The sequence below is a fragment of the Prevotella denticola genome (assembly GCF_900454835.1).
Lineage (GTDB): Bacteria > Bacteroidota > Bacteroidia > Bacteroidales > Bacteroidaceae > Prevotella > Prevotella denticola.
In genome coordinates this window covers 1158695-1174891 of sequence record NZ_UGTM01000002.1, presented here as the reverse complement: position 1 = coordinate 1174891, position 16197 = coordinate 1158695, and the positions used below count along the sequence as shown (strand labels likewise).

Annotated in this window: 19 protein-coding genes, 1 rRNA gene and 1 pseudogene; 11 read left to right on the top strand and 10 right to left on the bottom strand. The window is 44.3% G+C overall.

The window, feature by feature from the left end:
- Nucleotides 1–65: 65 nt before the first annotated feature.
- Nucleotides 66–1145, bottom strand: coding sequence for an IS110 family RNA-guided transposase (locus DYH27_RS13060; protein ID WP_004352736.1), 1080 nt, complete (start codon nucleotides 1143–1145; stop codon nucleotides 66–68).
- Between the two features lie 196 nt (nucleotides 1146–1341).
- Between DYH27_RS13060 and DYH27_RS13055 the strand changes: the two genes are divergently transcribed.
- From DYH27_RS13055 to DYH27_RS13045, 3 genes and pseudogenes are all read left to right on the top strand, one after another.
- Nucleotides 1342–1884, top strand: a complete 543-nt coding sequence (locus DYH27_RS13055; protein ID WP_025067268.1) for a helix-turn-helix transcriptional regulator — start codon at nucleotides 1342–1344, stop codon at nucleotides 1882–1884.
- 213 nt (nucleotides 1885–2097) lie between these two features.
- Nucleotides 2098–4407: a TonB-dependent receptor domain-containing protein gene (locus DYH27_RS13050; protein WP_394357758.1), complete on the top strand. Its 2310-nt coding sequence runs from the start codon at nucleotides 2098–2100 to the stop codon at nucleotides 4405–4407.
- Between the two features lie 51 nt (nucleotides 4408–4458).
- Nucleotides 4459–4823 (top strand): annotated as a pseudogene (locus tag DYH27_RS13045) (HlyD family secretion protein); the annotation flags it as partial.
- A 174-nt stretch (nucleotides 4824–4997) separates the two neighbouring features.
- On the opposite strand, the gene DYH27_RS13040 reads toward DYH27_RS13045, so the two are convergent.
- The gene (locus DYH27_RS13040) at nucleotides 4998–5414 is read right to left on the bottom strand and encodes a hypothetical protein (protein WP_025067267.1); all 417 of its coding nucleotides are present in this window, start codon (nucleotides 5412–5414) and stop codon (nucleotides 4998–5000) included.
- A gap of 370 nt (nucleotides 5415–5784) precedes the next feature.
- On the opposite strand from DYH27_RS13040, the gene DYH27_RS13035 reads away from it, so the two are divergent.
- The 8 genes from DYH27_RS13035 to DYH27_RS12995 all read left to right on the top strand — a co-directional run bounded on the left by DYH27_RS13035 (nucleotide 5785) and on the right by DYH27_RS12995 (nucleotide 11019).
- Complete coding sequence (locus DYH27_RS13035) at nucleotides 5785–7017, top strand: site-specific integrase (RefSeq protein ID WP_036857452.1); 1233 nt, start codon at nucleotides 5785–5787, stop codon at nucleotides 7015–7017.
- A 25-nt stretch (nucleotides 7018–7042) separates the two neighbouring features.
- Nucleotides 7043–7510, top strand: coding sequence for a DUF1896 domain-containing protein (locus DYH27_RS13030; protein ID WP_115338032.1), 468 nt, complete (start codon nucleotides 7043–7045; stop codon nucleotides 7508–7510).
- 139 nt (nucleotides 7511–7649) lie between these two features.
- Nucleotides 7650–7997 (top strand): hypothetical protein, encoded by a 348-nt coding sequence (locus tag DYH27_RS13025; RefSeq protein WP_025068469.1) that lies wholly within the window; start codon nucleotides 7650–7652, stop codon nucleotides 7995–7997.
- A gap of 352 nt (nucleotides 7998–8349) precedes the next feature.
- Nucleotides 8350–8781, top strand: coding sequence for a hypothetical protein (locus DYH27_RS13015; protein WP_025068468.1), 432 nt, complete (start codon nucleotides 8350–8352; stop codon nucleotides 8779–8781).
- 22 nt (nucleotides 8782–8803) lie between these two features.
- Nucleotides 8804–9223, top strand: coding sequence for a PcfK-like family protein (locus DYH27_RS13010; RefSeq protein ID WP_004351561.1), 420 nt, complete (start codon nucleotides 8804–8806; stop codon nucleotides 9221–9223).
- A gap of 4 nt (nucleotides 9224–9227) precedes the next feature.
- On the top strand, nucleotides 9228–10502 hold the full coding sequence (locus DYH27_RS13005) for a PcfJ domain-containing protein (RefSeq protein ID WP_025068467.1): 1275 nt from the start codon (nucleotides 9228–9230) through the stop codon (nucleotides 10500–10502).
- Nucleotides 10503–10529: 27 nt separating this feature from the next.
- On the top strand, nucleotides 10530–10784 hold the full coding sequence (locus tag DYH27_RS13000) for a hypothetical protein (RefSeq protein ID WP_004346428.1): 255 nt from the start codon (nucleotides 10530–10532) through the stop codon (nucleotides 10782–10784).
- 1 nt (nucleotide 10785) lies between these two features.
- Nucleotides 10786–11019: a hypothetical protein gene (locus tag DYH27_RS12995; protein WP_025068466.1), complete on the top strand. Its 234-nt coding sequence runs from the start codon at nucleotides 10786–10788 to the stop codon at nucleotides 11017–11019.
- A 441-nt stretch (nucleotides 11020–11460) separates the two neighbouring features.
- Here DYH27_RS12995 and rrf read toward each other — a convergent pair.
- The 8 genes from rrf to DYH27_RS12955 form a co-directional block, all read right to left on the bottom strand.
- A 5S ribosomal RNA gene (gene rrf, locus DYH27_RS12990) occupies nucleotides 11461–11572 on the bottom strand.
- Nucleotides 11573–11592: 20 nt separating this feature from the next.
- Nucleotides 11593–11943 carry a hypothetical protein gene (locus DYH27_RS12985; RefSeq protein ID WP_004365010.1) on the bottom strand — a complete coding sequence of 117 codons (351 nt, stop codon included), beginning with the start codon at nucleotides 11941–11943 and terminating at the stop codon, nucleotides 11593–11595.
- 113 nt (nucleotides 11944–12056) lie between these two features.
- On the bottom strand, nucleotides 12057–12563 hold the full coding sequence (locus DYH27_RS12980) for a glycoside hydrolase family protein (protein ID WP_004353768.1): 507 nt from the start codon (nucleotides 12561–12563) through the stop codon (nucleotides 12057–12059).
- 11 nt (nucleotides 12564–12574) lie between these two features.
- A complete protein-coding gene (locus tag DYH27_RS12975) occupies nucleotides 12575–13033 on the bottom strand; it encodes a DUF3872 domain-containing protein (RefSeq protein ID WP_115338031.1) in 459 nt (152 codons plus the stop codon).
- 12 nt (nucleotides 13034–13045) lie between these two features.
- Nucleotides 13046–13636 (bottom strand): conjugal transfer protein TraO, encoded by a 591-nt coding sequence (locus DYH27_RS12970; protein WP_115338030.1) that lies wholly within the window; start codon nucleotides 13634–13636, stop codon nucleotides 13046–13048.
- A complete protein-coding gene (gene traN, locus DYH27_RS12965; protein WP_025068507.1) occupies nucleotides 13630–14580 on the bottom strand; it encodes a conjugative transposon protein TraN in 951 nt (316 codons plus the stop codon). The genes DYH27_RS12970 and traN overlap by 7 nt, the downstream gene beginning before the upstream one ends.
- Before the next feature lie 47 nt (nucleotides 14581–14627).
- Nucleotides 14628–15899 (bottom strand): conjugative transposon protein TraM, encoded by a 1272-nt coding sequence (gene traM / locus DYH27_RS12960; protein ID WP_025068475.1) that lies wholly within the window; start codon nucleotides 15897–15899, stop codon nucleotides 14628–14630.
- Nucleotides 15892–16194, bottom strand: coding sequence for a hypothetical protein (locus DYH27_RS12955; RefSeq protein WP_004353772.1), 303 nt, complete (start codon nucleotides 16192–16194; stop codon nucleotides 15892–15894). Before DYH27_RS12955 ends, traM begins: the two co-directional genes overlap by 8 nt.
- Nucleotides 16195–16197 lie beyond the last annotated feature (3 nt).

Here is a 16197-nt window from a genome sequence, read left to right as displayed (position 1 = left end):
GACACCCGAAGGTCCATCAACAATGAACAGGAGTCGTTTTATGAAGTTGTCCGAAAGTCTGCATGTTATTCTTTATCCCATCTGTATGGCTCATATTTCCTGCCGTTCTTGAGTAGCGAGAAAATGATGTTGGACATCTTTCTTGCAATTTTGACTATGGCCTCCTGCGGTTTCATGGACTGCTTGTATCTGGCGTAGGCCAGTCCCAGTCCGTAATCTCTGTAGACGGCTATCCACGCGGCCTCTATGACCATCGGCCCGAGATGCCTGTTGCCACGGAAGGTCTTTTCTCCGCTTGAGGTCCTCCCGCCACTGTTATGACAGGTGGGTATCAGCCCCAGATAACTGGCGAACTGATTCTCGTTGCGGAATCTCTTCACATCGTAGATTTCTGTCAGTATGCACATGGCTACGCTTACGCCTATTCCGGGTATCGACATCAGGAGCTCGCAATTGCTCCCGTACCTGTCCGTCCGTGCAAGTCTGCGTACGGCTCTTGTCGCGTCCAGAAGCGTCTGGCGTATCGTCTCCACCTGCTTGACGAGCAGGTCCAATGACAGCCTTGAGGGAGAGAGCAGCACGACATCCTCCTTGAGCCATTCGATGAAGGCCCTTGACCAGTGTGTCCCCGGGCTTGCGAACCGGTCGGGAATCTCCACGCCGTTGCAGTGCAGCAGGTGCTTCACCCTTGATTTGTAGCCCGACAGTTGTTTCTGTATGGTCTTCCTGATGCGGATTACCGCCCTGTCGTCGATGTTCTCCCTTTCACGGATGTATATGGGACGGATGTCCCCGGCGCGCAAGGAGCGGGCAAGCTTGGCCGCATCCACCTTGTCTGTCTTCATCACCTCCTCGTACTGGGTGGTCGGAACGTCCGCGGCATGGGTCACCACGCAGTCGATGCCGTACTCCTTGAGGGCGTAGTATGTGGCAAAGCCGCTGAAGCCGGACTCGTACACGGCATGGTACTCCCCATCTGGGAAATGCTTCTTCAAAAAGTCAAAGAGCGTCTTTGCGGAGGCTTGCTGCGGGTGCCTCTCTCTGTAACCCGACTCGGTCAGCACACAGACCTCCCAAGTTTTTGCGTGGACATCAATTCCTATGTAAATCTTTTGTCCCTTGAAGGAAATTTTGTTTCTTTGCATATCGGTACGGTTCTAATTGTTTGTCATTTGTCGTTTGCACTACAAATATACAATCCAATTATTATCGTACCAACTTTTTCCTTGCAGACTATGAAAAACACCACGGAGGCTTGCCATGCGGCCGGAGGTGCGAAGCCTCCGAAGAGCGATGTCTAACTCGTCTCAATACGTTAGCCTTTGCAAACATAGTAACTTATTGGGTGGTATAGGACTTGCTTATTGGCTCTATCGACGGAAGTACCAGCGTTTAGCTGAGGCAGAGGAGCGTATCGGCATCCTTACTGATATGCTTGACAAGGCGCAACAACTGCCATCAACAGAAAGAGGTGATGAGAACGATGAGGTGTTATTTAGAAAGGTACTGTTGCAGCAACTGGGCATCATTCGCCTGGTTGCCAGTACACCAACTCAACAGAATCAAGCTTTGCTCAAACGTATTTCTGCCATCAGTGGTGGTGAAATTCCTACGCACGACTTGTTGGTCTGGCCAGACCTTTATCCTGTTATAGACCGACTCTATAATCAGTTTTATACTCGCCTAATGCACCACTATGGCAATCTGCTCACGGAAAAGGAGACACAGATATGCTGTCTGCTCTGCGCCGGCTTCTCGACCAAGGAGATTAGTGTTGTTACCCAGCAGACGAGCGCGACTATTTATGTCCGCAAAACTTCTATTCGGAAGAAGATAGGTGTGCCGGAAGGGGAGGATATTATTGCATTCATCAATGTTGTTTAGTCCGTATTAAGAGACAGCAGGTTCTGATTAAGACTTTTTAGAAGCGTAACCATTGATAGTCTGATGGTTACGCTTCTTCTATTAAGACTTTTTTATTAGCTGTTAAGTCGTCATAAGATGTCTCTTATGACTAACTTTGTGCTGCTGATAGAGGAGTAGAACGACCTACTCTTGAGTTTTAATTTAAATAGTTGATAAAAGATGAAACAAAAGATGAAACAGAAAATAACTGCATGTATAGCAGTTGCGTGTTTTCTTTCTATCTCAGTAAATGCACAAATTTTCAAAGGTAAAACTATCAATGCCTTTGGAGAACCTTTACCCTATGCAAATGTTTGCCTTCTGAATCACGCTGACTCTTCTTTTATACAAGGTGCTGTTAGTAATGACAAGGGAGAATTTGTCATCAACTCTGAACAGAGAGAAGCTATCCTTAAAGTCTCATTAATAGGTTATCAGACCATCTATAAAAAATGTACTGATGGTCATGTCGGTACCATACTCATGGTTGAGGATACGACCATGCTTGGAGAAGTGATAGTGAAAAGTTCCCGTCCCATAACTCAACTCAAAAACGACGCTTTAGTTACTCATGTTCAAGGATCATCATTAGCCCATTCTGGCAGTGCAAGGGATGTGTTAGGTAAAACACCTGGTGTGATTAAGTCAAATGATGGGATAGAAGTGTTGGGAAAAGGAGCACCAATCATTTACATTAATGGAAGATTGATGAGAAATCAAGCAGAGCTGGATCAATTAACTTCCGATAAAATTAAGGATGTAGAGGTAGTCACCACTCCTGGTGCAGAATACGATGCCTCGGTAAATGCAGTCATTCGTATCAAAACGCTCAAACCTGTTGGAGAAGGCTTTAGTATGGATAGCCGTACCCAAATGGGACTGACACATTATTTATATGGCAAAGAAGAGCTAAACTTCAACTATCGCCTTCATGGGTTAGATATATTTGGTATGGTAGGGTATGACCGTAACAAGTTCCGTCAGCAAAATATCTCGCAGCAATATACCTATGCCCCGTCAAATTTGTTATATCAAACGACTGATGCAAAACGTTATGCAAAATCCAACATGCTTACTGGAAAATTAGGTCTCAATTATGTGTTCAACGAAAATCATTCTGTTGGTATTCTCTACGACTTTTCGTATCTGCCTTCAAAGACGAGGAATAATTCCTTTACAGCTTTGGAAGTCGACAAGATTTTAAATAATGAGCTTAGTACCGAAAGTGAGGAAAAATCTCATAACAGAAGACATTTAGTATCTGGATATTATTCGGGCAAGATGGGTAAATGGGGAATTGCCCTCAATATGGATGCTCTTTGGAATAACGCAGATACACACCAGCATGTAGCAGAAAAGGCAACTTCGCTTGAAAACCGCACAATATCCACTCAAAATGACATTAATAACAAGTTGTATGCAGCAAAAGCCGTTGCTACCTATCCTGTTTGGAAAGGACAGCTTGCTTTTGGAGCGGAGTGGAGTTTTCTTCATCGAACGGACGAATATGAGAGCGGAGTAGAATATATCAATGATTTCCACTCGAAAATCAAAGAAACTAATGGCGCCGGCTTTGCGGAGATACGACAAACTTTGGGCAAGCTTAATGTATCTGCTGGATTACGCTATGAGTATGTGGTAAGTAATTATTTTGAGAATGGAGTGAAGATGGACGAACAAAGTAGAGAGTATCATCATTTTTTCCCTTCGGCCATGCTGTCCATGCCCATTGGACACGTGCGTACACGGTTATCATATTCTCGCAAGATTACTCGCCCAGCTTTCAGTCAGTTGAGTAGCAATGTCCAATATATCAACAGATACACCTATCAGTCAGGCAATCCGAACTTGCGTCCTTCTATTCGTGACTATGTGGAATTAATGGCTAACTATAAATGGCTTACATTGATGGCAAACTATACACACGTGAAGGATTATATGATGTCCGTATATAACCAATATGGTGAAAGCCCTGAAATAGCTTTGATACAGAAGCAAAATGTTAATGGATATAGTGAACTCTCTGGAATGATTAACGTGTCTCCTTCTTTTGGAAAATACCATCCCAGCTTGATGGTAGCCGTCAGGCAGCAATTTCTCTCCATCAAGTACCGAGGTGAGGATTTGAAGTTGAATAAGCCTATGGGCATCCTCAGATTCAACAATGCCTATAATCTTCCCTTCGACGCTTGGCTGAATGCAGACTTTTCATGGCGTACCAGTGGTAATGCGGAAAACATGTATATAGGTAACACATGGCAGTGTGACCTTGGTTTGTATAAAGCATTCGCACATGATAAATGGAGTATAAAATTGCAATGCGAAGATTTGCTCAATACAGCAAAATCTACTATGACTCTTAAAAACGACATTCGTGAAATGTCATTGAGAAAATTCTTAAATACTCGTAAATTCTCTATTACAGTTACCTATAAGATAAATGCTACCCACAGCAACTACAAGGGGACAGGTGCTGGAGAGGACGTTAAGAATCGACTATAACAATGTGGCATTTTCCATATTATAAACAACATGATTCTATGGAGTGTGGAACTGCTAGTAGGTGCATACTTTATCCATACCCAAAAACAATTAGCGCAAAAGCGCAGATAACAAATGCCCATCAGGGCACGATAGACATTCCCTATAAATACGTGAATACAATAGCGAGAGGAATGACTGCAAACATCGAAGTTGAGGGCTACTATGCAGGAACATACGGAGCAGCCAATGGTATTATAACAGCTACATTGCATACACCCCGACAAACGGCAGCAGGCAGCGTGTTCACGGCACAGGTAAGGACAACGGATTGCAGGTATAAAATTATCTGCGGAATGGCGGGCACGGCATATATACTTGTAAGCAATGAAAGCGTGCTTCAGAGGATAGTCAGGCAAATAACAAATAGCATATAATTCCCTTTTTAACCGTAATAAAGCGGTGAAAGAAGAAAGGCAAATGTAGTTATTGCGTAGTATAATTATTTTGAGCACCCAACTACACGTTAATCCTTTCTCTTTCACCGCTTTAACTCCTATTGTAGTAATGTAGTAAGATATAATCGGTGAAAGAAAAAGGAAATATATCCATCAGTTCTTGGTATTGCCCAACAGGAAGATTGGCGTTACAATGGCAGCCTCTGTCTGCAATCTTCTACTGATGTATTTTCTGAACAAATGCGCTTCCGTGCTGTCCAACAGAAAGGACAGGGCGATGATGACAGGAAGCGGATAGAGCGGTGCATAACCTTTGAGTTGTCCGTTGATTATGACTTCCTCCTCACCTGCAACTCTCTCATCGGGATGCAGGTCGGAGGTTTTTATTATTGTTTGCAGCCTATGGTTGAGTTTCCTCCATGTTACACCGAAGAACCTCACAAGTTCACTCTCTGTCATGGCAATCTCGCCTTTGCCCTTGCGGACAACCTGCATATTACTGCCCCAATCAAAGTAACTACGATGATTGTACGTGCTATTTTTGCTCTTTGAATTATTGCTTGCTCTCATGCCGTTTCCTCCATTTTACAGGTTGGTATATCCGAAAGTTCACAAGCCTCTCTCTCCGCTAATAGGCTTCAAAAGGACTTCACAAGGGTTGTCAATTTAGCCTTCAAAAATTAGCTAATCGTTGTAAAATCAAGGTTTTACAACGATTTTTCTTTGTATATACCTCCATAGCCTGACGGCATAACCCTATATTTTGACAGTCATCTTTCGGTCAATTTCTGCTACACTTACTGCTACACAAAAATTGCAGTAGCAAAAAATGTAGCAGTGACGGGATTTTGAATACCATATTGACGGCATCAACTCTTTCTTTTTCAATGTATTAAGTATTAACTTTGCAGCCGAGTGCTACACAAAAGAATGATGCATTATGAGAACAAATTTCAAGGTGTCCTTCTACCTACGTTCAAACTATGAGAACAAAGAAGGAAAGTCGCCTGTAATGCTCCGAGTATTCCTTAACGGAGAGATGGCTAATTTCGGATCTACGAAAATATTCGTGGACAAGTCGCTGTGGAATAACACTACCAGCAGGCTCAAAGGTCGGACGGCAGAAGCCTTATCCGCTAATGCCGCATTGGACTCCATTTCCACAATGCTGAATAACATTTACCACAAATTCGAGGATGATGAATCCTTGTCATTGGATAAAATCCGCTCATTCTTTGTCGGGAAAGACAGGGAGTACACGACCTTTCTCCCTATATTCGACAAGTTCAACGAAGATGTCAGACAGCGTGTCGGACATACCATCAGCAAGGACAGCCTGCAAAAGTACAGCGTTTTAAGAAGGCATTTCGCAGAATTCCTTATCTATAAGTATGGGAAGAAAGATATTGGACTGGCAGAGTTCACGCCATCCGTAGTACAGGACTTTGAGCTGTACCTGAGTACGGCGGCTGGGTGTGCCTATAACACATCAGTCAAGAAATTGAAGGCACTGAAAACCGTGACCATCTATGCGCAAAAGCGTGGCTATCTTCTTCACGACCCATTCCTCAATCATCGTTTCCACTTGGAGCCGGTAAATCGTGGTTTTCTCACGGATGAGGAAATTATGAAGATAGCCAACAAGGATTTTGCTATTCAACGCTTGGAGTTAGTAAGGGATGTTTTCATCTTTTCATGTTTCACAGGTCTGGCATATATTGATGTTTCCAATCTCACACCGGACAATATCGTAACACTTGATGATAAGCAGTGGATTATGACCAAGAGACAGAAAACAAGTGTGGAGACAAATGTTTTATTGCTTGACATTCCCAAGAGTATCATCGCCAAGTACAGTCATAAGACCTATCGGAACGGCAAACTATTTCCCATCCTAACGAATCAGAAAACCAACGCATATTTAAAAGAAATTGCCGACCTTTGCGGTGTCAAGAAGAATCTGACCTTCCATCTTGCCCGGCATACATTTGCGACCATGTCGCTCAGCAAGGGCGTTCCTATGGAAAGTGTGTCGAAGATGTTGGGACATACCAACATTAAAACGACACAAATTTATGCCCGTATAACCAACAAGAAGATAGAACACGATATGGAACAGTTGGCTGGCAAGTTAGACAAGTTCAATGTTGCTATGGGCATCAACTCAAAATAATGTACAACCCTAAACCAAGAAGATTATGACAACAACAAAGAAAGAGCTTTCTTACTTCCGTTTGAAGTTGGAAGCGTATCTCGGAGAGCATTATCCAGAGAGAGTGAATGAAAATACGTTTGTAACTGCTCGCGCAGACGAAGCATTGACAGCTTACTGCGATGCTGTAGCACAAGGTTTTTCTCACCCGGAGGCGGAGGTAATGGCAAGCGAAGTTCTGTATCAAGGACTGCATTTCTCCAAGTACGACACGCTTGTGTCTGTCTTAGAGGATGAGTTCGAGAAAGAACTTCCTTCTCCTCTTCCTGAAAGACTAGCACCAATGCTTCTGAAGAACAAGGCTATGCAAAGCGTTTTCGACAAGTATGAACTCACGGACGATTTTGGCGCAAGTCCTGAGTATGAGAAACTCTACACCGAACTGACAGGGACAATCGTTCTGCTCATTGAGGTCAATGGTCTGCCAACGATAGGCGGTGAAAACATGACTTGATGCAGCACCATCGGGAGCTTTTGTAGTGTCAAGAGCCAAGATAAACGCTCCGCTCCACACGCCAAGAGTTTGTACCAACACTTGTCTTTGTGTAGCCTGCGCATCTTGTTATTGCTCTTGAACTATTAAAAGCTCCGATATGAATACAATCATCATGAATCAAGACGTTCACACACCTGCCTTCATCAAGGCAGACGCATCGAACAAAACCGATAATATCAAGCAGCAGCCGACTTCTCCCAAGCAAGTCCGCCGCTTCGGTTGGACACGCTTCATCGAACTCACTATCCTGCTTTCCGTCGTTATCGGTGTCATTTGGCTTATCTCGAAGATAGTAACGCCACAAGTCGTAACTGTTGTGTCAGTCATTGCAGTTTTTCTGATACTACGCTTTATAGTCAGGGTAATTCTAAAAGTAACATTTGCGCTGCTGAGCATTCTATTTTGGTTGGCTATTCTCTGTGCCATCCTGCTATGCGTGCTTTGAGAAGCACAGCTCTGTAAAACCTTTCATGTTATTTCATCAGGTGGTTATCTCGCATTTTGAGATAGCCACCTTTTCTATTTTCCACTACAGGCGTTGCACTTTTGCTTCTTTTCCAATGCTCCACGATATGCGATGACAAGAAGACGGATGCTGTTCCCTTTTTATCCGCAAAGGTAGTACGGGGCTTGTGGCTTTCAAAAGGTCTATGCCGCTTGGTTTGTCTGGAAAATCTCCACACCTACGGGTAGTATTTTCCGCCAAAACCTTGTGCAAGCCTGCCCCGCTACCTCTATTTTGCTACAAAAAGGAATCAGCATACTCCGATCTTTGGACGCATAAAAAAAATGTCGCTATGGATAAGCAAAAAGTAAATACAACATCTTCGATGAACAGAAAAGGATATAGCTCCTCCTCTCATTACCGCATTAACCCTACGGCTGAAAAAAGTGAGCAAGTGTTGGCAATTAAGTTTGTACAATGGGACGTCCCCCCTTTGGAGAACCTTTGTAACAGCAAAGTATATCTCCTACGTGTGAAACTCAATCGTGGTGAGTGTATGAGCCGTGAGGAAAAGAATTGGCTATGTGAAGCGGTGAACTCAAACACCTATTTCCGAATAGCCGTTCCACTGCAAGGCTATCGCTTTGACTTCTTTGATGTACTGAAGAAATATCTTGTCAATCAGTACGGACAATGGACAGAGTATTACGCACCCGACAGAACAAGCCTAAGAGCCTACCTGTATGGACGCATCAATCAAATAGTAGAAATTCCCAAGTATTAACAACATCAAAACATATACGACAATGAAAGGAACAGAACATTTCACACGGACAATAGCCGAGTATCTCAATCAGCGTGCTATGACAGACCCTTTGTTTGCCCCTAACTTGATGAAACCGAACAAGAATATCGAGGAGTGCATCACCTACATTCTTAATGAAGTGCAGAAAAGCGGTTGCAACGGCTTTGATGATGATGAAATCTTCTCTATGGCTGTTCACTACTACGATGAGGACGATATAGAGGTGGGTAAGGCTGTTTCCTGCCAAGTAGCCGTTAATCACGTTGTGGAACTAACGGAAGAAGAAAAAGCCGAAGCAAGGCAGGAAGCCATTAAGCAATATCAGCGTGAGGAACTTGCCAAAATACAGAGCCGTAACGCACGAGTGAAAAAGACGGAGAACATAGCAACCCAAGTACAACCATCACTATTCGATTTTTAAGCCTATGAAACCGAGAAACAAATTTGAAAAGGCAGTTTTGGAACAAAGCAAGCATCTTCGCCCGATAACCACGACACAAAGTAAGTGGGCATTCCGTGAGTGCATAGACCACTTCGCCTACCGCTTGCCAAAAGGTCGCACTACTTGTATGGATTGTGGGCATAGTTGGGTAATGGACAAACATAGAAAAACTTGCACTTGCCCTCATTGCAGGGCAAAGTTGCAAGTCAAGGAAACCTATGAGCGCAAGTTGCAGCAGAAGCAGTATTTCACCCTACTTACCACTTGTGGAGAGTTTCAAGTATTACGTATGTTCCTACTTATTGTGGGTATGGAAAAAGGTTACAAAGCACAAACTTCAATCATTGAGATTGGGCAATATTGGTGGAATATGCAGGGACGAAAAGCTGTGGTTGCCATACAGAGGGTATTGGGACACTATGTTGATACCTTTTCCTATTATAGTCCTATGGCGATACGCAACGATAATGAAGCCTATCAGCATATTGCCTACTCACCCATATATCCGAAGTTCAAGGTTACAGATATACTTCGTAGAAATGGTTTTAAGGATAATTTCTATGGCATCGTGCCTACCCAGCTTATTCCTGCATTACTTACAGACAGCCGTGTGGAAACATTGTTAAAAGCAGGTCGCACAGACCATTTACGTTACTTTCTTGGCAACAGGAGGACTTTTGAGGAACTATGGCAGTCCTACAAGATAGCAGTCCGTAATGGCTATGAGATAGCAGACATTTCCCTTTGGTGTGATTATGTAGATACACTTAGAAGATTAGGAAAGGATATTCATAATCCAAAATATTTATGCCCAACAGACCTTAAAGCCGAACACGACCGCAGACACGAGGAACTTCTCAGAGTGCGTGAAAGGGAGGAGATAGAACAGAAGCAGCAGAAGGCAATGGAAGATGAAAAGCGTTTCAAGGAACTCAAATCCAAGTTTTTCGGTATTTGTTTCACGGACGGCACAATCCAAGTCCACGTATTAGAGAGCGTGCAGGAGCATTTGGAAGAAGGTGTATCAATGCACCATTGCGTATTCTCTAATGCATATTATCTCAAGGAGGACTCCCTTATCCTTTCGGCTACCATTGAAGGCAAGCGAATAGAGACCATTGAAGTATCATTACGAACTTTGGAAGTGGTGCAAAGTCGTGGGGTGTGCAACAAGAACACAGAATACCACGAGCAGATAGTAAACCTTGTCAATGCCAATCGAGGACTTATAAGCCGAAGAATGAAAGCGACAGCATAAAGTATGAACCATTAAATTATCAGAGATATGAAAACAGAGATTGAAAACATTATCTACAATTGGACGGATGAGATACCGCATATTCTCATTAGGGTTATCAACGCAATAACCCTATCCGACAGCAAAGAGGAGTTAAGGTCAGCTATCAACAAAATAGCTGAAGAAACAGAGCTTGATAAGTTCTTTGCATACGGCTATGGCGCACATCACTTTTGGCTTAAACACCGCAGACTGTCCAATGGAGAGCCAAAAGAATACAGATTATTAAAGGTTGAATTTTAAGATTATGAAGAAGGTTTATAGAGTTCGAACGCAATACATCTTCGATGGAGTGTTTGATGTGGTTGCGGGGAGCAAGGAGGAAGCACGGCAGAAAGTCCTGCAAAATTGTGGGCTAGTCATGGGTGGAAGCATTCACTGCACTTTGCCCGATGATGAAATAAATTGGGCTTTTGACAGACATCCCAACAAACGAATAAGTAGAATAACGAAAGTGCAAAAATATCTTTCTGAATAATAGTAAAAGCCACGCAAGCCGAAATTTGCGTGGCTTCTTTTCTTTCTCTTTGAACGAGTAGGCGACCAAAGAAAAGAAGCAAAAGAAAGTCGCAGAAAAGCCATGTAACTAATATCTCAAAAAAAGTGGAGCAAACACGTTGCTCCACCCCCGGAAACTTAATCCGTTCCATTCTTGCTGTTATACAGCTAATAACACATTATAATAGCAGTAACTATTATACTGGCTTTCAGATTTATCAAACCAATAATCAGCGGAATTATATTTGTAAATATAATCATAACTTTCTTGTTGGTTATAAACCTTTTGAGGGATTGACTAAGTTTTTTACTTAAGTCAATCACCTACTTTCTGAAAACATTATTTGTATTCATATGTAAATAATTTGTTAAATAAAAGACCCTACCGTTATTGGCTTTACGTCCCGAGCCTGTTTAATGGACGTGGCAGTACCTACTTTCCCACAGAATATGCAGTACCATCGGCGCAATAAGGCTTAACTTCTCTGTTCGGAATGGGAAGAGGTGTTCATACTTATGCCATAACCACCTTTGTTATATCTAAGAGAAATATTTATTGATTCTTCCAACGATAACGACGCGTATATCCACCTTCGGTTTCAAACACTCGATTGTCATCTTGTAGAACACCTTTCAATATTTTACCTGCGTCCTTGGCAGCTTGATCAAAGGCATATTCATGACCATACCCCGCATTTATATGGCGGAAATACAAGACACCTAATGGATAGTGCTCCCAATAATAATTATCCCCTCCTATAAAATCTCTGGCACAAAACCATTCGTTTTTGCGAGTGATACACCAAGAATACACAGCTCCTTGCAGGAATGCTCTTATTTTTTGCATATCAATATCCTCAAGTCCATGTACCGTTCGTATCGTTATGTTGTCCCCTATAAGCATAATAAATTTAATAATGAAAAACTTTGCAAAGATACACAATTATAGCGAAGATAACAATTTATTATTTAACAAAACTTCTTGATAATCAACAAATCCATCATATTTCATATTTGCTAAGGAAGAAAGAACAGGGCTAACTCCACCTGTCTGCGCCTGACCAACCCTCTCAAAACTTTTCCCTTATATCGGCAGAACGAAACATACTCCCAATAGAAGTTTCTATCTCCAGCTTCTATCTTTCGTAGCAGCCTACTCTTGGAGTGCTTACCATAACCAAGCAATCGCCCCACACCCACATTGTAGGCAAGCAAGGTCAGTAGTAGCGCATCCTTGCCATAGCCTTTGAAGTGTTCAAAGCATTTCCAAAGGTCGGCACGGAGCAGGGAGTCTGCCTGCCGTTCCGTCATATCCGCTGTGAAACGCTCTCCCCGTTGCAGCTGATGCCCATATCCAACATACGGGTAATTCTTCCAGCTGTGCATGCCCTCAAAGTATTTTACAACAACTACTGCACGCTCAAAAGGAGGCAAGTCTGCCAGCCGCACCCTGCGCTGTGCAAGGGTTGGCTGACAGAACAGGCAGAATACACAAAGTAAAATGAAAGAATTTATCGTTCGCATCAATTACGTTTTTAGTGGTGAGAAGATGCAAGTTTGTCCTTGCCCTCTTCTCGCTCGTTGTTGAAACTGAAAGTCAGTTGATGCACCCTGCCGAAGTTGTCTTCCACATACACGTCAATCGTCTGGCGGTCGGCTGACAGCGAAGTGTAATATAGGCGGAACACATCTTTGGTGAGCGGATAGCAGTCGTTCGGCTTGAACACCGTGCCGTTGTCCATCTTCAACATACCTTTGCCATCGGGCTGGAAGTATCGGATGGTATAACGGGTGTCGGCAAACTCACCACCTCGTTTGAGCGTGCAGCGTATCTCAGCCGTCTGCCCCCTTACGATATCCTTCTGAACCGGCATTGTCTCCACCGTAAACGGATAAGACTGCTGAACATCCAAATCCCTATCACAAGCAGATAGGCAAAACACAGCAAGGGTCAGCACACCCATTACCCAAATCGTATTCAATATCTTCTTCATCTTTTCTTCTACTTAAAAGTTAAACCTTAGTCCAGCAGAAACAGCCGGACGAAAACGATGCACGTCCGTTCCAAAGAGGAAACGGCCCTGCGCTTTGACAAGAAAGAGAACCCTGTCTGTTAGGAACACTTCCGCCGAGCCATGCACGGCACCGCCATAGACAAAGCGGGAGCGGTCGAGCAGTGTCGCCCCATCGGGCAGCAGCCTTTTATCCTTGTTGAGTTCCTCATAGCCACCCAAGGCGGATATGCCACCATAGAGAAATACGTTCTTACCTCTGTCGGAGAGAACAGGGAGCATATAGCCCACCTGTAAGAGTGCATCCTTGAGTTTTACGTTATAACTTCTGTACGGCATATTCTGCTGTTCATACTCTGCCATAACAAAGGTATAGTTCTCACGACCCAGATAGCGGGTAAGTGATGCTCCCATGCCGAAATTGTCAGCAACAAGGAACTTTTCACCCTTGATAAGCGGAATACTCCCAACGACCTCTACGCCCCTTTGCTTGGGTATCAGTCGCTGTGCCTGCGATGGCAGACTGAAAGTCATAGCCACCGCAACGCATACTGTCATAATGATATTGTTCTTCTTCATCACCATTTCAGTTTGAGGTTATCAATCCTCTTTGCCAGCAGCAGGTCCTCTGCCGTTACATAAAAAGTCAGTGTACGACCGCCATTTCTCTCATAGAGCGCCACTTCAAGCTGCTTGTCTTCTGCAAGAGAAAACTGCTCGAGTGCAAACACAGTGTGTTCACTACCCATACCACGCACCTGCATCACCTGATGATAGGCACGAAGTGGCTGAAGCACCTGCTCCTGAATGGCGGTGCGCTTTGCCATCTTCTTATCTACAACCTTGAAGGTGATAAAATCCACCGAGTACGGCATATTCGTACCGTTTTCCATACGAGTGTGGAAATACAGCAAGCCATTATGGGCATACAATCCACGAAGCAGGAACTTCATACCGAACTGCTGTGCACCGATGTGCTTAATGCAGCGTATGTCATTCTGATAGATGGTCTGCATCATCAGCTTTACTAATACGGGCGACTCATTACCGAGTTCCTTGAAGTAAATGTCAGAGCGATTGCTTGGCAGCCTGCCTTCTGTTGTAGAGAGAAAGTCTTTCATCTCGATACTTAACTTTTCCGGTTCATCGGCATATTTTACATTAAAAGCGTAAAATGAGCCGTCCTCGCAGATGACACTCATATTGGTCTCCGTCTCAAAGTCCTTCACTGAGGCCTTTACACGTAGTACGTTCTCAGCATCCTCCGCCTTTCCTGCGATGATATTCTGCGAACCTAAGTCTACATAGCGAATAGCAGAAGGGAAGATAAGATGCACGGTCTTGTCAAAGGTTACGTCCAAGCCGTATGGCAGGACGACACGCCCGTTAGGAATGGAACGGCTCATACCTTGAAAAAGCTCTCCCGAAGTAAGCGGACGGCTTGGTGTCAGACCATCATTGTTTTCCTGTGCTGTGGCTGTTGCTCCCACCAAGGTAAGCATAGCCATTGATAAAATAATTTTCTTCATTGTTCCTTTTGATTTGATGTTATTTTTACTTATCATTTTCGATTGTTTCATTTGGACTGAACCAAGAAAAGGCGGTAGCCACCCTTGAGCGTTACCTTGATGGTGCGAAGTTTCTTCTGAAGCAGCTGACTTGCACCCTGCATCACCCCACGGGCAGCCTCGGAGATAATCTGGTCCTTGGCAGAGGAAGCGAAGGTAAAAGATGTGCCCATTGAACCACCGATGTTCGCCCCGACTTCCTTAAGCGCATTGATGTCCTCCGAACCTGGTATATACACACCCTCCTGCCCGTCCATGTCGTATGCCGAGAGCTTGACGGCTATGATATGGCCGTCCACCTCAATGCTTTTGACAAGCAGGTGCATACGGTTACCTTCTATCTTGGCGATAGCTATCAGTCGGCTCTGCCGTGGAATGTGCAGTCCCTGTACCTTGGCGGTTTCAAGCAGACGAAGCACGACATTGTCGCCCTCTTTGAGCGTCGTTGTCCTGTCCACCACCACTTTGAGTGTGTTGCGCATCGTGGGTGCAGCCGCACTTGCGAGCGAATGGAAGCCCAAGTTGCGTGCTTTCGTGCCATACTCCTTGATGAAGTCAGCGTCGCTCATCGGCTGCCCCAGTGAGGACACTACCTGTTTGCGTTCCGCCAAGATTTCCATTGCAGGCAAGTCGGCCGAACCTCCGCTTATATTACTGCCCATACTCTGACCTTTGTTCGTTGCCGTTTGCCCTTTACCCTCGGTAAAGTCATTACCCAAAGATGGTGGAACGGCAGAAGCCTTGGGAAGATACTTCGCTGCCATCTGATAGCTCTTTTCCATCAAGGCAAGCTGCCGTTTTTCTTCATTGTCCTCCCTGCTGTCTTTGGCAGAGAGTTCCTTTCTAAGGTTATCTATCTCCGAGCGCAGGGCTTCACGCTCCTGCTCGTGTGGGTCGGGAGCGTAAAAGGAGTTCAAGAGGCGATTGTTCTCCTCATAACGATGCATGGAGCTTTCTATCTTTGCCGTAGAAGCAGCTGTCTCTGCACGCTGCGCCTCTGATGGAGCAGTGTTCTGTGCGAAATAGTCCGATAGTCTGCCCATCTCCTCACGGGTCTGTTCTTCCTCGTGTGCCTTGTCGCCTAATTCATAGGCTTTGAGCTTGTTTTCGGTGAGCTTTTCTGTCGTTGCCTGCGGGATGCTGTCATTGAGCCCCTGCTCCGCTGCAGTCTTATCCTTGCCCGAAGGCGCGAAGATAAACCACATCGAGAGGGCAAACAGCAGTCCTAATCCTCCGAAGACCAAGCCTTTCTTCATTTGTTCTTTCTGTTTATTATCCATTTTCCTTGATTGTTTGATGATGTTGTAGGTAAAAATTGCCGTGTAACTCCTGTAAGGTGCTGTCCGTCCGTATGGGACTGTCCGTCAGCTTTCCCGTGGGGATGGGTAGTTTTTCCTTCTTTGGAGGAAGGAAGAACTGCGCTATCATCCAGAGTGAGCAGAGCAGATAGATGAAGCTCAGCCCATAGACGATTTCCTTTCTCTGCCTTATCGTGAGCCTTTCACAACGATGGCGGAGCCATAGGTGAAAGCGCAGATAGTGACGTGAGAGTAAAAAGTTTCTTTTCCTTGCCATAGC

Coding starts and splice junctions, on each gene's coding strand:
- DYH27_RS12955 (WP_004353772.1), bottom strand. CDS start 16,194: ATGGCAAGGAAAAGAAACTTTTTACTCTCACGTCACTATCTGCGCTTT.
- DYH27_RS13025 (WP_025068469.1), top strand. CDS start 7,650: ATGAATACAATCATCATGAATCAAGACGTTCACACACCTGCCTTCATC.
- DYH27_RS13010 (WP_004351561.1), top strand. CDS start 8,804: ATGAAAGGAACAGAACATTTCACACGGACAATAGCCGAGTATCTCAAT.
- DYH27_RS12970 (WP_115338030.1), bottom strand. CDS start 13,636: ATGGTGATGAAGAAGAACAATATCATTATGACAGTATGCGTTGCGGTG.
- DYH27_RS13000 (WP_004346428.1), top strand. CDS start 10,530: ATGAAAACAGAGATTGAAAACATTATCTACAATTGGACGGATGAGATA.
- DYH27_RS13030 (WP_115338032.1), top strand. CDS start 7,043: ATGACAACAACAAAGAAAGAGCTTTCTTACTTCCGTTTGAAGTTGGAA.
- DYH27_RS13035 (WP_036857452.1), top strand. CDS start 5,785: ATGAGAACAAATTTCAAGGTGTCCTTCTACCTACGTTCAAACTATGAG.
- DYH27_RS13015 (WP_025068468.1), top strand. CDS start 8,350: ATGGATAAGCAAAAAGTAAATACAACATCTTCGATGAACAGAAAAGGA.
- DYH27_RS12985 (WP_004365010.1), bottom strand. CDS start 11,943: ATGCTTATAGGGGACAACATAACGATACGAACGGTACATGGACTTGAG.
- DYH27_RS13060 (WP_004352736.1), bottom strand. CDS start 1,145: ATGCAAAGAAACAAAATTTCCTTCAAGGGACAAAAGATTTACATAGGA.
- DYH27_RS12975 (WP_115338031.1), bottom strand. CDS start 13,033: ATGAAGAAGATATTGAATACGATTTGGGTAATGGGTGTGCTGACCCTT.
- DYH27_RS13005 (WP_025068467.1), top strand. CDS start 9,228: ATGAAACCGAGAAACAAATTTGAAAAGGCAGTTTTGGAACAAAGCAAG.
- DYH27_RS13050 (WP_394357758.1), top strand. CDS start 2,098: ATGAAACAGAAAATAACTGCATGTATAGCAGTTGCGTGTTTTCTTTCT.
- traN (WP_025068507.1), bottom strand. CDS start 14,580: ATGAAGAAAATTATTTTATCAATGGCTATGCTTACCTTGGTGGGAGCA.
- traM (WP_025068475.1), bottom strand. CDS start 15,899: ATGGATAATAAACAGAAAGAACAAATGAAGAAAGGCTTGGTCTTCGGA.
- DYH27_RS13040 (WP_025067267.1), bottom strand. CDS start 5,414: ATGAGAGCAAGCAATAATTCAAAGAGCAAAAATAGCACGTACAATCAT.
- DYH27_RS12980 (WP_004353768.1), bottom strand. CDS start 12,563: ATGCGAACGATAAATTCTTTCATTTTACTTTGTGTATTCTGCCTGTTC.